The organism is Herbidospora sp. RD11066 (genome assembly GCF_054661255.1).
On the sequence record NZ_BAAGDO010000007.1, the window covers coordinates 92,029 to 106,386 of the forward strand.

The following is a 14,358-nucleotide window of genomic DNA, read 5'->3' on the forward strand; positions in this document are numbered from 1 at the left end:
GGGAACCCTCCGGGTCAGCGCGCGGCGATGGCCTCGCGGTAGGCCTCAACGGTCTTGCGGGCCACGACGGGCCAGGCGTAACGCTCCATGACGCGGTCGAAACCGCGCTTGCCGTACTCCTCCCTTTCCGAGGGGGAGTCGTGCAGGCGGCGCAGGGTGGCGGCGAGCTCCTCGGGGTCGCCCGGGGCGACCATGACCGCGGCGTCGCCCACCACTTCGGGCAGGGCGCCGGTGCGGGAGGCGACCAGCGGCGTTCCGCACGCCATGTGCTCCACTGCGGGGAGGGAGAAGCCTTCGTACAGTGAGGGGACCACCGAGATCTCCGAGGTGGCGATCAGCTCGCCGAGCTCGTCGTCGGTGATGCCGTGGACGAACTTCACCCGGTCGTGCAGCGACAGTTCGGCCACGAGCTGCTCGGTGGGGCCGCCGGGCGTGGGCTTGCTCACGATCGTCAGGTTCACGTCGCGTTCGGTGGAGAGCTTGGCGACCGCCCGCAGGAGCGTCGCGACGCCCTTCATCGGGGAGTCGGCGCTGGCCACGGCGACGATCGAGCCCCTGCGCTTGGGCAGCTCGGGGCGCGGGTGGAAGAACCGGGTGTCCACGCCGAGCGGGATCAGGCGCAGGTTCGACTGGGGCACGTCGAAGTCGCGGTGGATGTCGGCCACCGACGACTCGCTGACGGTCAGGATCGGCTTGAGCCGCGCGGCGACGTAGGCCTGCATGCGGACGAAGCCGTACCAGCGGCGCTTGGAGAGCTTCTGCCAGCCCTCGGCGGCCTCCAGCTCGATGCGCCGGTCGACGCTGATGGGGTGGTGGATCGTGCCGACCACCGGGAAGTGCTTCTGGATGCCGAGGACCCCGTAACCCAGGGTCTGGTTGTCCTGGACGACGTCAAAATCGCCGATGCGCTTCTTGAGCTCCCGGTGGGCCCGGATGCTGAAGGTCAGCGGCTCGGGGAAACCGGCCGTCCACATCGTGCCGACCTCGAGGAGGTCGATCCAGTCGCGGTATTCGGCCAGCTTGGGCGTCCGGAAGGGATCTTCGTCCCGATAGAGATCGAGGCTCGGCACCTTGTTGAGGATCACGCCCTCGTCGAGCTCGGGATAGGGCTGACCGGAGAACACCTCGACGTGGTGCCCGAGGGCGACGAGTTCGCGGGTGATGTGTCGGAGATACACCCCCTGACCGCCGCAGGTGGGTTTGCTGCGATAGGACAGCAGTGCGACGCGCAGCCTCTCCACCCCGAAGCACCCCTTTCCGCCCCTGTGGGGGCACCTGAGATGACCTTAGCCTAGGCGGTTGGAATGCCGTTCGGTGGAACGTGTTCTACGAATGCGGCCCGGTCAGGGCCTTCGGGGTACATTCGCCTACAAAGTTCGCGTGTACGGAGGAGGACGTGTTGGCCAGACGCGCGTTGATCACGGGCATCACCGGTCAGGACGGTTCCTACCTCGCCGAACACCTGCTCTCCGAGGGCTACGAGGTGTGGGGGCTGGTCCGCGGCCAGGCCAATCCGCGCGTCTCCCGGCTGCCGAAGGACGTCCACCTGGTGCGGGGAGACCTGCTCGACCAGGGGTCGCTGATCTCGGCGGTGGAGAAGGTCCGGCCCGACGAGGTCTACAACCTGGGCGCCATCTCGTTCGTGCCGATGTCATGGGAGCAGGCCGAGCTGACCGCCGAGGTGACCGGCATGGGCGTGCTGCGGATGCTGGAGGCGATCCGCGTCTGCTCCTCGCGCGGCGGGGAGATCCGCTTCTACCAGGCGTCGTCGTCGGAGATGTTCGGGCAGGTCCGCGAGACCCCGCAGACCGAGATCACGCCCTTCCACCCCCGCTCGCCCTACGGCGTCGCCAAGACCTACGGCCACTTCCTCACCCAGAACTACCGCGAGTCCTACGGCATGTACGCCGTCTCCGGCATCCTCTTCAACCACGAGTCGCCGAGGCGCGGGGCCGAGTTCGTGACCCGCAAGGTGACGCTCGGGGTGGCCCGCATCAAGCTGGGCACGGCCACCGAACTGCGGCTCGGCAACCTGGAGGCCCGGCGCGACTGGGGCTTCGCGGGCGATTATGTGAGGGCCATGCACCTGATGCTCCAGGCCGAGACCCCGGAGGACTTCGTCATCGGCACCGGCCGCACCCAGTCGGTGCGGGAGCTGGTCTCGGCGGCGTTCTCGGCGGCCGGCCTCGACTGGGAACGTTACGTGATCGCCGACCAGTCACTGCACCGCCCGGCCGAGGTCGACCTGCTGTGCGCCGACCCGAAGAAGGCGCGCACCCAACTGGGCTGGGAGCCGACCGTCCCGTTCGAGGAGCTGATCGCGATGATGGTCGAATCCGACCTGCGCCTCCTCACCGATGGGGGAGATCCCCAAGATTCGTCCTGGCCGTAACGGCTAATCGGGAACCAGAGGCTCATGATCGCTACTTTTTGCGCATGAGAAAATACGCACTGTCGCTGGTTCTGCTCGGTTCCGCTCTCTTCGCGCTTCCCGCCGCTCCCGCCCAGGCCCAGGCCGGCGGCTGTGGCGCGCAGATGGACACGCGGAAGGGGATCGCGGGCGGGCTCGCGGGCGTGGTCTGGCGGCTGTGCCTGGAAGACGGCGCGCAGCCCCACGGCAGCCTGACGGCCGACTGCCGGGTCGCGGCGCCCTTCTGGCTCTCGATCCCCTGCGCGGTCAAGGGGCGTTTCGAGATCCAGAAGAACGGCAACCTCGTGGTGTCGGGGCCCTTCACCGCGTCCAGCGACCTCAACGGCCACACCGAGGTGAGCGACATCTTCTCGTTCCAGTGCAAGGGGCCGGGCGTGTACGGCTTCGCCGTCAAGGACGCCGTCTACACCTTCCCGATCGTCGGCACCGTGGCCGTACCGGACGCCTTCGTCGCCGTGACCAACGCCTGCTGACGGGGTGCGGGGCCGGTGGCCCCGCACCGCCGGCGGTCACAGCGAGACGGGCAGGTCCTTGATCCCGTTGATGAAGTAGGAGCGCAGGCGGCGGGCCTCGCCGGCCTGCTGGATCTTCGGGGCGCGCTCCGACAGGACCTCGAACAGGACCCGGAGCTCCATCTTCGCCAGGTGGTTGCCGAGGCAGAAGTGGGCGCCGCCGCCGCCGAATCCGAGCTGGGGGTTCGGGTCGCGGGTCACGTCGAAGACGCCCGGGTTGGCGAAGACCTCCTCGTCGCGGTTGGCGCCCGAGTAGAAGATGACGACCTTGTCGCCCTCCTTGATCTGCTGGCCGCGCATCTCCATGTCCTGGGTCGCGGTCCGCCGGAACAGGTTGACCGGAGACACCCAGCGGACGATCTCGTCGGCGGCCGTGCGGGCCACCGCCGGGTCGGCGACGAGCTTGGCCCACTCGTCGGGGTGCTCGAAGAGGGCCAGCATGCCGCCCGAGGCCGCGTTCCGCGTCGTCTCGTTGCCCGCGACCACCAGGAGCAGGACGAACAGGTCGAACTCCTCGACGCTGAGCTCCTCGCCGTCGTCGCCGGGCTGCAGGAGCTTGGTCACCAGGTCGTCGCGGGGCTCGGCGCGGCGGGCCTCGGCGAGCTCGTTGGCGTAGGCGTAGACCTCCATCGGCGCCGCCAGGCCCTCTTCGGGGGTGGCCGAGTAGTCGGGGTCGTCCGCGCCGATCATGCGGTTGGACCACTCGAACAGCTTGGCCCGGTCTTCCGCGGGGGCGCCGAGGAGTTCGCAGATCACGTACAGCGGCAGGGGCGCGGCGATGTCGCGGACGAAGTCGACGCTCGGCTTCCCGTGCGCCTCGTCGATGAGCTGGTGGCAGATCTCCCGGATGTGATCTTCCAGGTTGGAGATGGCGCGCGGGGTGAAGCCCCGGTTGACCAGCGAACGGCGGCGGGTGTGCTCCGGCGGGTCCTGGTTGAGCATCATCAGCCGCTGGAGTTCGAGCTCCGCCTCGCCGGGCTCAGGGAAGAGCGACAACCGCCGGTGGGACGAGAACAGGTCGCTGCGCCGCGACACGTGCACCACGTCGGAATGCTTGGTCAGTGCCCAGAAGGGCGGCCAGCCTTCCATCTGGCCTCCCTGGTGGTGGAACACCGGGGCGTTCTCCCGCAACCAGGTGAACTGGTCGTGGGGGGCGCCGGAGGCCGAGTACCGATCCATGTCGACGAGGTCGATGTGCATGTGATCACCCGATCATCGTTGGGCGGGAAACGAAGGTGGAACGTGTTCCAGCCAAGCATGTTTCCGCACCAAACAGGTCATCCGATGTCTGAGCTTGACACGGAGGCAGGCATGGCCCCAGGCTTCTTCGTGCAAACATCGGATGTATAGGGGGAGTCGTGAGGCTGCTTCGAGTGGGTGGAAAAGGCGCGGAACGCCCGGCCGCGCTGACGGACGACAACCGGCTGCTCGACCTGGGCGAACTCCTCAATGGAGGCGATTTCACCCCGGAGTTCTTCGCTTCGGGGGGACTCGACCGGGTTCGTGAGGCACTCGCCGGTGACTCCCTTCCCGAGCTCGACCAGGATGGCCTGCGCATCGGCCCGGCGATCGCCCGACCCGGAAAGATCGTATGCATCGGGCTCAACTACCGCGACCACGCGGAGGAGTCCGGCGCCGCCGTTCCGACCGAGCCGGTGGTCTTCATGAAGGCCCCCAATACAGTCGTCGGACCTTTCGACGAGGTCTTGGTGCCGCGCGCCAGCGTGAAGACCGACTGGGAAGTCGAACTCGCCATCGTGATCGGCTCGACCTGCCGTTACCTCGGCTCGCACGAGGAGGCGCTCGCGTCCGTCGCGGGCTACATGGTCAGCAACGACGTCTCGGAGCGCGAGTTCCAGCTCGAGCGCGGCGGCCAGTGGGACAAGGGCAAGTCCTGCGAGACCTTCCAGCCGCTCGGCCCGTGGCTCGTCACGGCCGACGAGGTCCCCGACCCGCAGGCGCTCGGGCTGCGCCTCTGGGTGAACGGCGACCTGAAGCAGAACGGCAGCACCAAGAACATGATCTTCGGCGTCGCCGAGATCGTGCGCTACCTCAGCCAGTTCATGGTCCTCGAACCCGGGGACGTGATCAACACCGGCACACCCGCCGGAGTGGCCCTCAGCGGCCTCCATCCCTACCTCAAGGAAGGCGACGTCATGGAGCTCGAGATCGACGGTCTCGGCCGGCAGCGGCAGACGGTGGGTCAGGCGTGACCACCCCGCCGATCCAGTCGTTCCAGACCTTCGACATCCGGTTCCCGACGTCCCTGGAGCTCGACGGCTCCGACGCGATGAACCCCGACCCCGACTACTCGGCGGCCTACGTCGTGCTGTCCGACGGTGACTGCGAGGGCCACGGCTTCGCGTTCACCATCGGCCGGGGCAACGACATCCAGACCGCGGCGATCCGCGCGCTCGAGCCCTACGTGCTCGGCCGCGACGTCAGCGACCTCGGCGCCCTCTACAAGGAGATGGTGTACGACAGCCAGCTCCGCTGGCTGGGCCCCGAGAAGGGCGTCATGCACATGGCGATCAGCGCGGTCGTCAACGCGCTGTGGGATCTCAAGGCCAAGCGCGCGGGCAAGCCGCTCTGGCGCCTGCTGGCCGAGATGTCGCCCGAGGAGCTCGTCGGCCTGGTCGACTTCCGCTACATCGGCGACGAACTGACCCCCGACGAGGCGCTGGAGATCCTGCGCCGCGCCGAGCCCGGCCGCGCCGAGCGCATCGAGAAGCTGCTGGAGACGGGCTACCCGGCGTACACGACCTCGCCCGGCTGGCTCGGCTACGACGACGAGAAGCTGCGCCGCCTCTGCAAGGAGGCCCTCGACGACGGCTTCCAGCAGATCAAGCTGAAGGTCGGCGCCGACCTCGAAGACGACATCCGCCGCATGCGGATCGCCCGCGAGGTCTGCGGCGAGGGCTTCCCGATCGCCATCGACGCCAACCAGCGCTGGGACGTCGGCACCGCGATCGACTGGGTCAAGGCGCTCAGCCCCTACTCGCCCCACTGGGTCGAGGAGCCGACCAGCCCCGACGACGTGCTCGGCCACGCCACCATCGCCCGCGCGATCTCGCCGGTCCCGGTGGCCACCGGTGAGCACGTGCAGAACCGGGTCATCTTCAAGCAGCTCCTGCAGACGCGCGCCATCTCCTACCTCCAGCTCGACGCCGCCCGCGTCGCGGGTGTGAACGAGAACATCGCGATCCTGCTGCTGGCCGCCAAGTTCGGCGTGCCGGTCTGCCCGCACGCCGGCGGTGTCGGCCTCTGCGAGCTGGTGCAGCACCTGTCGATGTTCGATTATGTGTCGGTGACCGGAACCATGGAGAACCGCGTCATCGAGTACGTCGACCACCTGCACGAGCACTTCAAGGACCCGGTCGTCATCTCCGGCGGCGCCTACCGGGCGCCGGTGACCCCCGGGTTCAGCGCGGAGATGCACCCCGAGTCGATCGCGGCCCATCTGTTCCCCGACGGGCCGGTCTGGAGCGAGTCATGACCGAGTTCGCGGGCCTCAAGGCCCTGGTCACCGGCGGCGGGCAGGGCATCGGCCTGGCCATCGCCACCCTGCTCACCGAGCGCGGCGCCCGCGTGGCCTGCCTCGACCTCAACCCGCCCGGTGAGCCCTTCGTCGGCGTCAAGGCCGACGTGAGCGACGATGTCTCGGTCCGCGCGGCCGTGGAGTCGGCCGCCGAGCAGCTCGGCGGCATCGACATCGTCGTGAACAACGCCGGGATCGGCGCGGCCGGCACGGTCGCCGACAACGACGACGCCGAATGGCTGCGGGTGTACGACGTCAACGTCGTCGGCATGGTCCGGGTCACCCGGGCCGCGCTGCCCTACCTGCGCGAGTCGGAGCACGCCGCGATCGTCAACACCTGCTCGATCGCGGCCACGGCGGGGCTGCCCCAGCGGGCGCTCTACAGCGCGACGAAGGGCGCGGTCTACTCGCTGACTCTGGCGATGGCCGCTGACCACGTACAGGACGGAATCCGGGTCAACTGCGTCAACCCGGGCACCGCCGACACCCCGTGGGTCGGCCGGCTGCTCGACGCCGCCGCCGACCCGGCCGCCGAGCGGGCCGCGCTGAACTCCCGCCAGCCCATGGGCCGCCTGGTCTCGGCCGAAGAGGTCGCCCACGCGGTGGCCTACCTCGCCAGCCCGCTCGCCTCCGCCACCACCGGCACCTCGCTGGCGGTCGACGGCGGCATGCAGGGCCTGCGCCTGCGGCCGAAGGGCTGAGGCGTGCAGCGCATCGCCCTGCGCACCCGCGTCAAGCCCGGGAGCGAGGCCGCGTACGACGCCGACCACGCCCGGCTGCTGCCGGGCCTGGAGCGCGCGATGCGCGAAGCCGGCGCCCGCGTGTGGCGGATCTGGCGCGACGGCCTCGACCTGTTCCACTACGTCGAGGTCGTCGACTACGCGGTGTTCCAGGCGCGCATCACCGCCAACCCGATCAACCAAGCTTGGCAGAAACAGATGAATCGCCACCTAGATGGCGACTTCGACCCCTCCGCCGGGCCTCTCGGCAAGGTGTGGGAGATGTCGGGGGCTGTACGTCCGAGGGCTCCGTTCTCTACGGTTTTCGGCGTGACGACGACCTACGGCTTCGGAGCCGCGCCGCTGGGGAACCTGTTCACCGCGCTGACCGACGAGGAGGCGTCCGCCGCGGTCGAGGCCGCGTGGGACTCCGGGATCCGCTACTTCGACACCGCCCCCCACTACGGCCTCGGCCTGTCCGAGCGCCGTCTCGGCCGGGTCCTGGCCGACAAGCCGCGGGGCGACTTCGTGCTGTCCACGAAGGTGGGGCGGCTGCTCGTGCCCTCCGACGGGATCGGCAAGGACGACCAGGGCTTCGACGTCCCGAAGACCCACGTCAGGGCCTGGGACTTCTCCGGCGACGGCGTGCGGCGCTCGATCGAGGAGTCGCTGGAGCGCCTGGGCCTCGACTCGATCGACGTCGCCCTGATCCACGACCCCGACACCCACTGGGCGCAGGCCGTCGGCGAGGCGTTCCCCGCGCTCGCGGAACTGCGTGACCAGGGTGTCGTGAAGGCCATCGGGGTCGGGATGAATCAGTGGCCGATGCTGGCCGACTTCGTCCGCGAGACCGACATCGACACGATCCTGCTGGCCGGCCGCTACACGCTGCTCGACCAGTCGGCCGCCACCGAACTGCTTCCTCTGTGCGTACGCCGCGGCGTCTCGGTCGTCGCCGGAGGCGTGTTCAACAGCGGCCTGCTGGCCCGCCACGACGTGACCGGGGGCACCTTCAACTACGTGCCCGCCCCCGACGACGTCGTCGCCCGAGCCCGCGAGATCGCCGCCGTCTGCGAGAAGTACGACGTGACGCTGCCGCAGGCCGCGATGGCCTTCCCGCTGCGTCACCCGGCGGTGTCGACGGTCGTGCTGGGCATGCGATCCGTGCAGGAGGTTCGGGGGAACATGGAACTGGCCGCCCGGCCCGTTCCCGAGGCTCTGTGGGAGGAGCTGGGGTTCTGACCATGATCGACGCGCATCATCACCTCTGGGACCCGTCCCGCCGCGACTATCCGTGGATGTCCGGCGCGGCGCTCGCGCCGATCAGGCGCCCGTACGGCCTGCCGGAACTGCGGGCCACCACCAGTGCCGAAGGCACCGTGCTCGTGCAGACCGTCTCGACGGTCGAGGAGACCCGCGAGTTCCTGCAGACGGCGTTGGACTCCGACGGCCTCATCAAGGGCGTCGTCGGGTGGGTCGACCTGACCGCGCCCGACGTCGCCGACGTCATCGCCGAACTGCGGGAGGGCCCCGGCGGCCACCTGCTGGTCGGCATCCGCCACCAGGTGCAGGACGAACCCGACGACGAGTGGCTCGCCCGCCCCGACGTCATGCGCGGCCTGCGGGCCGTCGCGTCCGCCGGGCTGGCCTACGACCTGCTGGTGCTCGTCCACCAGCTGAGCGTGGCCCGCAAGGTCGTGGCCGACCTGCCCGACGCCCGGTTCGTGCTCGACCACGCCGCCAAGCCGCCCGTCTCCAGCGGGCTGATGGAGCCGTGGGCCACCGAGATCGAGGCGCTGTCGGAACTCGACAACGTCGCGTGCAAGATCTCGGGCCTCGTCACCGAGGCGAGCTGGACCGACTGGACCCCCGGTCAGCTCCAGCCCTACGTGGAGCACGTCCTTGAATATTTCGGCGCGGAAAGAGTCATGTTCGGCTCAGACTGGCCGGTCTGCCTTCTTGCCGCGACGTATGGCGAGGTAGTGGAGACAACTAAGGATTTCACCAGTGGGCTGAGTGGAGACGAACAGTCGTACATCTACGAATCGACGGCACAGAAGGTCTACCGCCTGAAGTCATAGTTATCCACAGCACGCCGTTCCAGGCCGCGCACTGAGCGTAACCCCCCGGACTCTTGGGTCGCCCTGCCTTCCCGACCCAGGAGTTCCGGATGCTCACCACCCTCATCACGGCCGTCCTCTGCGCCCCGGGCACCCCCGCCCCCGCGTTCGGCCCGTGCCCCGCGCCCGTTTCCTTCCGGTACGTCTTCCCCGCACCCGCCGTGTCGGCCGACGACCCCGACGACCTCGACGAACTGATCGACCTGGCCGAACTCGCCGAAGAGTGGGGCCACACCTGGCCGCCCCCGGAGTGGGAGGGCTTCGACCCCTGGGCCCCCGACGGCCCGTGGGCCGAAGCCTGGGACGACCTCGACGAGCCCGGCACGATCTGGGGCCCCGCCGACCGCGACCTCCGCCCCCCGCTCGACGTAGGTGCGCTCCTCAACCCGAACCCGAGCCCGCCCCAGGCTGGCGCCACCCCCGCGCGCCCGCCCCAGAGCGGCGCCACCCCCACGGGCCCGCTTCAGAACGGCGCCACGAACACGCGCCCGCAGAATGGCGCCTTCGTCGTGAGCCCGCTCCACGATGGCGGTCCGCCGAGCGGGATCGCCTTTCCGGGCGCCGGAGCCGTGGACCGCGGTCAGACTGCTCCCGGCGAGGTCGCTGTTCAGCTTGAGGAGGGCGGCGACGGAAAGCCCGGCTCCAAGAGCGCTGACGAGCGCCGGCCCCGGGTCGCATCGGAGGAGCCCCCCGGGCCCCGCAAGAAGCGCGACGACCGGGAGCCGCGCCAGGAGGCCGACCGCCCGGTTCGTGACAACGAGCCAGGGGCGATCGCGTTGAAGGCGGCCACGAAGTGGCTGGGCATCCCCTATGTCTGGGGCGGGGGCAACGCCGGTGGTCCGAGCCGGGGAATCGGCAAGGGGGCGAACCGGGTCGGGTTCGACTGCTCGGGCCTGACCCTGGCCGCCTGGGCCAAGGCCGGGGTCACCCTCGGCCACTACACCGGCACCCAGATCAAACAGGGCAAGCCGGTGCAGACCAAAGACCTGCTCCCCGGCGACCTGCTGTTCTTCGGCGCGACCAAGACCGACCCGTCCCATGTCGGCCTCTACGCCGGCGACGGCGACATGATCCACGCCCCCCGCACGGGAGACGTCGTCAAACGCGTGGAAGTGCTGACGGCACCGTTTTGGACGAAACGCTTCCAAGGCGCGGTCCGCCCATCGGCGGGCTGAGCGCGTACATGACCGGAGCGCGTCTGTTTCGAACGGGACAGACGCGCTTCGCGAAACGTGCCAACGGCTAGAGGGCCTGGCGGAGCCACGACTCGACGTCGGCGATGTGGACCGTCGCCCACGAGTGGGCCACCTCGGGCTGGCGGGCCGCTATGGCGCCGTAGATCGCGTAGTGCTGGTCGAGGGTCTTGCTGGGGGCGTTCGACTGGGTGAGGCCGCGCCAGATGCGGGCCCTCGTCGTCGGGCCCGAGAGGCTCTCGATCAGGGAGCAGAGGACGGCGTTGCCGGAGCCCTCGGCGATGCGCTGGTGGAATTCGAGGTCGTTGGCGACGAGCTGCTCGACCGTCGGGTTCTCGGGGAGGGCGTCGAGGATCTTGCGGAGTTCGTCGATGCCGGCGTCGGTCATGTTGACGGCGGCCTTGGCGGTGGCGGCGGGTTCGAGGATGCGGCGGACCTCGAAGAACTGCAGGACCGTGTCGTCGCGGTGGAAGTCGACCACGAACGAGAGGGCGTCGAGGAGGAGGCGGGGTTCGAGGCTGGTGACATAGGTGCCGTCGCCCTGGCGGACGTCGAGGACGTTTATCAACGCGAGCGCGCGCACCGCCTCCCGCAACGAGTTCCGGGAGAGCCCGAGCCGTTCGGCGAGGTCGGCCTCCTTGGGAAGTCGCGCCCCTGGCGCCAACTCTCCCTTGAGGATCATGTCCTTGATCCGGTCTATCGCCGTATCGGTTACCGCCACGCCTCGCACCCACCCTCAGACATCCGATGTCTAGGAGTGTACGACGAACGTGAGCGGATCACCTCCCGCGCGCCTCACCAATCCGCGCACTTCGAGGGTCCTCAGGTGTGCGGCGGCCTCTCCTGCGGCCATTCCGCGCAGCATCGGCGGGAGATCCTCCCACCTCCGGTTCCAGGTCATCAACGAGGCGACGGTCCAGATCGTCAGCGGCCGGCCGGCCTCGGCCATCGAGGCGACCAGCTTGGTCAGCTTCTCCTCGTGGTGCTCGACGATCTCCACGGCGCGGGCGGCGACGTCGGTGAACGTCCACTCGTGGGCGGGGAGGGCCTCCAGAGGGCCGAATGCGGCGATCTTGTCGAGAGAGGCGAGGAATTCGCCGAGAGGGTCGATATCGGTGCGGTCGTAGGGATACATCCCGATATGCGGGGTGATGCCCGGTAGAACGTGGTCGCCGGTGAAGACCCGATCACCGTCTTCGAGGTGGAGACAGATGTGGCCGGGGGAGTGGCCGGGGGTCCAGACGGTTCGCAGTGTGCGCCCCGGAATGTCGACGAGCGCCCGGTCGGCCAGGTGGATGTCGGGGATCGCGGGGGGCGTGGGGGCGTCCATGATCGCCGCCGGGAGCTCCTCGGGGGAGGCGCCCGCGCGGCGCAGCATGTCGGTCTGGATCCGGGGCCGGTCGTCGGCGGCGGCCATCTCGTGGAACATCCCGACCATCTCGGCGTCGGCCTCGTGCATCGCGATCCACCCGCCGGAGGCCTCCCTGACCTGCCCGGCGAGCCCGGCGTGGTCGGGGTGGTAGTGGGTCACCACGACGCCCCGCAGATCGGACAGCGCGATGCCCGCCTGGCCGAGCCCGCTCTCCAGCGCCTCGAACGCCTCGGGGTGGTTCCACCCGGCGTCGATCAGCACCGGCCCGGCGGGCGACTCGACGGCGTAGACGAGCGTGTAGCCGAGGGGGTTGCCCGGTATCGGCACCGGCACACTCCACACCCCGTCACCGAGATCGGTGACCTTCTGGGCACTGTAGGCACGCCGCGTCCGCACATCACGCTCAGTCATCCGGCCCCCATCAAGCGCTTGCTACCGCGACCATGGTGCCAAACCCAGATGACCATCGCATTTCGCCCTCCCCTTGATGACCCATCGCCCCACGTCACAGCCATGGGCAGAGGACGACGCACAGTGCACGCGGGTGCGCCCATGCCGGAGAGGCGAGGTCATATCTGGTCCGATGCGCGCGGGCGAGGTCACGCCGCGCGCCTCCAAGCCCCCGGCGACGGGAGGCTTGCGCGTGTGCGGGAAGTCGTGGGCCGCTGGTTGTCGGGTCATGTGCGTTCAAGGATGGTCGCGGTGGCCAGGGCTCCGCCTGCGCACATGGTCACCAAGGCGGTCGAGGCGTCGGATCGTTCGAGTTCGTGGAGGGCCGTGGTGATCAGGCGGGCGCCGGTGGCGCCGACCGGGTGGCCGAGGGCGATGGCACCGCCGTTCACGTTGAGACGGGACGGGTCGGGTTTGTGGACGGATGCCCACGACAGGACGATGGCCGCGAAAGCCTCGTTGACCTCATAAAGGTCGAGATCCGACATGACCATCCCGGTCCGGTCCAGAACGCGCGTGGTGGCGTCTACGGGGCCGTCCAGGTGGAAGTAGGGCTCCGAGCCGACCAACGCCTGCGCGAGGATGCGGGCGCGGGGGCGCAGGCCGTGCCGGGCCGCCGCCGATTCGCTCATCAGCAGGACCGCCGCCGCTCCGTCGGAGATCTGCGACGAGGTCCCGGCGGTGTGGAGCGCGCCCTCGCCCAGCACCGGCCTCAGCCGGGCCAGGCCCTCGGCGGTCGTCTCGCGCAACCCCTGGTCGCGGGTCACCCCGGCGACGGGGACGATCTCGCGGTCGAAGCGTCCCTCCGCCCACGCTTCGGCCGCCAGGTTCTGGGACCGGGCGCCGAAGGCGTCGAGGTCGGCGCGGGACAGTCCGCGGCGGGCGGCGATGCGCTCGGCGGCGGTGAACTGGTCGGGCAGGTCGATCGCCCAGTCGTCGGGGCGGGGGTTCGCGGGCAGCACGTTCGAGCCGAGCGGCTGGCGGCTCATCGACTCGACGCCGCACGCGATCCCGACGTCGATCACGCCGGCCTGGATCAGCGCCGCCACCAGGTGGACGGCCTGCTGCGACGACCCGCACTGCGCGTCGAGCGTGGTCACCCCGGCCTGGAAGGGGAGCCCGGCGTAGAGCCACGCGTGCCGCCCGACGTGGCCGCCCTGCTCACCGGCCTGGGTGACGCATCCCGCGAAGACCTGCTCGACGAGGCGCGGGTCGACCCGGGCCTTCTCGATCAGCCCGGTCAGCACCGAGGCGAGGAGCGCCTGCGGCTTGAGCTCCGCCAGCCAGCCGCCGCGCTTCCCCAGCGGCGACCGGACCGCCTCGACAATCACCGGCGTCCCCATGCCGAAAACTGTAACGCGTTCTACTCAACCCGGAAAGGCGGCCCCGCCGGACTCAGCCGGGGAAGTCGGCCAAGAGTCGGGAGGCGGCGATCTCTATCCGGCGCTGGATGTCCTCATATGTCCGCCTGCCGCGCAGCATCTCCAGGAGTTCCTGCACCCAGACCGCCCCCAGCGACGCCGCCAGGATGCCCTGTTCCTCGTCGGCGCCCACCTCGGACAGCCCGGCCACCCGCAGCAGCAGCCCCGCCATCCGGTCGCCGAAAGGAAGTTCCACGTCAGCCAGGATCAGGGCTCTGATCAGGGCGTCGGCCAGTTCGGGTTCGCGCATCAGGCCCCTGGTCGCGCGCATCAGCACGTCGACCGCGCGCCCATCAGGGGTGAGGGCCGCAGGAGGGCGGCGGGCGATGCTCGACTCCAGCATGTCGAGTTCCTCGCCGACGACGGCGACCACCAGGTCCATCTTCGAGGGGAAATAGCGATAGAGAGTGCCCAGGGCCACGCCGGCGCGCTCCGCGACGGTGCGCATCTGCATCGCCTCGACCCCGCCGCGCGAGGCGAGGGCGGCCGCCGCCTGGAGGATGCGCCTGCGTCGCTGGAGCTGGCTCTTGGTGCGCAGGCCCGGACCTGTGCCGGGCGGGAGGTCCTGGACCGCTTCCATGGCAGAACACGTTATCTGACCA

At 69.7% G+C, this 14,358-nt stretch carries 14 protein-coding genes; 8 read left to right on the forward strand and 6 right to left on the reverse strand.

Annotated elements, in window-relative coordinates; translation table 11 throughout:
- Positions 1–14: 14 nt before the first annotated feature.
- On the reverse strand, positions 15–1,232 hold the full coding sequence (locus tag ACYQ78_RS25645; RefSeq protein ID WP_459803794.1) for a glycosyltransferase family 4 protein: 1,218 nt from the start codon (positions 1,230–1,232) through the stop codon (positions 15–17).
- Between the two features lie 167 nt (positions 1,233–1,399).
- On the opposite strand from ACYQ78_RS25645, the gene ACYQ78_RS25650 reads away from it, so the two are divergent.
- Together ACYQ78_RS25650 and ACYQ78_RS25655 are read left to right on the forward strand one after the other, a co-directional pair.
- Positions 1,400–2,392, forward strand: coding sequence for a GDP-mannose 4,6-dehydratase (locus tag ACYQ78_RS25650; RefSeq protein WP_459803795.1), 993 nt, complete (start codon positions 1,400–1,402; stop codon positions 2,390–2,392).
- Between the two features lie 44 nt (positions 2,393–2,436).
- On the forward strand, positions 2,437–2,904 hold the full coding sequence (locus ACYQ78_RS25655) for a hypothetical protein (protein WP_459803461.1): 468 nt from the start codon (positions 2,437–2,439) through the stop codon (positions 2,902–2,904).
- 36 nt (positions 2,905–2,940) lie between these two features.
- Here ACYQ78_RS25655 and ACYQ78_RS25660 read toward each other — a convergent pair whose 3' ends face one another.
- Complete coding sequence (locus tag ACYQ78_RS25660; protein WP_459803462.1) at positions 2,941–4,143, reverse strand: cytochrome P450; 1,203 nt, start codon at positions 4,141–4,143, stop codon at positions 2,941–2,943.
- 158 nt (positions 4,144–4,301) lie between these two features.
- On the opposite strand from ACYQ78_RS25660, the gene ACYQ78_RS25665 reads away from it, so the two are divergent.
- The 6 genes from ACYQ78_RS25665 (at position 4,302) to ACYQ78_RS25690 (ending at position 10,495) form a co-directional block, all read left to right on the forward strand.
- Positions 4,302–5,156 (forward strand): fumarylacetoacetate hydrolase family protein, encoded by an 855-nt coding sequence (locus ACYQ78_RS25665; protein ID WP_459803463.1) that lies wholly within the window; start codon positions 4,302–4,304, stop codon positions 5,154–5,156.
- On the forward strand, positions 5,153–6,439 hold the full coding sequence (locus ACYQ78_RS25670; RefSeq protein ID WP_459803464.1) for an L-fuconate dehydratase: 1,287 nt from the start codon (positions 5,153–5,155) through the stop codon (positions 6,437–6,439). Before ACYQ78_RS25665 ends, ACYQ78_RS25670 begins: the two co-directional genes overlap by 4 nt.
- Positions 6,436–7,182 (forward strand): SDR family NAD(P)-dependent oxidoreductase, encoded by a 747-nt coding sequence (locus tag ACYQ78_RS25675; protein WP_459803465.1) that lies wholly within the window; start codon positions 6,436–6,438, stop codon positions 7,180–7,182. The genes ACYQ78_RS25670 and ACYQ78_RS25675 overlap by 4 nt, the downstream gene beginning before the upstream one ends.
- Before the next feature lie 3 nt (positions 7,183–7,185).
- The gene (locus tag ACYQ78_RS25680) at positions 7,186–8,442 is read left to right on the forward strand and encodes an aldo/keto reductase (protein WP_459803466.1); all 1,257 of its coding nucleotides are present in this window, start codon (positions 7,186–7,188) and stop codon (positions 8,440–8,442) included.
- A 2-nt stretch (positions 8,443–8,444) separates the two neighbouring features.
- Positions 8,445–9,281, forward strand: a complete 837-nt coding sequence (locus tag ACYQ78_RS25685) for an amidohydrolase family protein (protein ID WP_459803467.1) — start codon at positions 8,445–8,447, stop codon at positions 9,279–9,281.
- 89 nt (positions 9,282–9,370) lie between these two features.
- Positions 9,371–10,495, forward strand: a complete 1,125-nt coding sequence (locus ACYQ78_RS25690) for a C40 family peptidase (protein ID WP_459803468.1) — start codon at positions 9,371–9,373, stop codon at positions 10,493–10,495.
- A 67-nt stretch (positions 10,496–10,562) separates the two neighbouring features.
- Here the strand turns inward: ACYQ78_RS25690 and ACYQ78_RS25695 are convergent, their stop codons facing one another.
- The 4 genes from ACYQ78_RS25695 to ACYQ78_RS25710 all read right to left on the reverse strand — a co-directional run bounded on the left by ACYQ78_RS25695 (position 10,563) and on the right by ACYQ78_RS25710 (position 14,336).
- Entirely contained in the window at positions 10,563–11,234 is a 672-nt protein-coding gene (locus tag ACYQ78_RS25695) for a FadR/GntR family transcriptional regulator (RefSeq protein WP_459803469.1), read from the reverse strand.
- A 30-nt stretch (positions 11,235–11,264) separates the two neighbouring features.
- Positions 11,265–12,296: an MBL fold metallo-hydrolase gene (locus ACYQ78_RS25700; RefSeq protein WP_459803470.1), complete on the reverse strand. Its 1,032-nt coding sequence runs from the start codon at positions 12,294–12,296 to the stop codon at positions 11,265–11,267.
- 266 nt (positions 12,297–12,562) lie between these two features.
- A complete protein-coding gene (locus ACYQ78_RS25705) occupies positions 12,563–13,678 on the reverse strand; it encodes a steroid 3-ketoacyl-CoA thiolase (RefSeq protein WP_459803471.1) in 1,116 nt (371 codons plus the stop codon).
- A gap of 52 nt (positions 13,679–13,730) precedes the next feature.
- Positions 13,731–14,336, reverse strand: a complete 606-nt coding sequence (locus tag ACYQ78_RS25710; protein ID WP_459803472.1) for a TetR family transcriptional regulator — start codon at positions 14,334–14,336, stop codon at positions 13,731–13,733.
- Positions 14,337–14,358 lie beyond the last annotated feature (22 nt).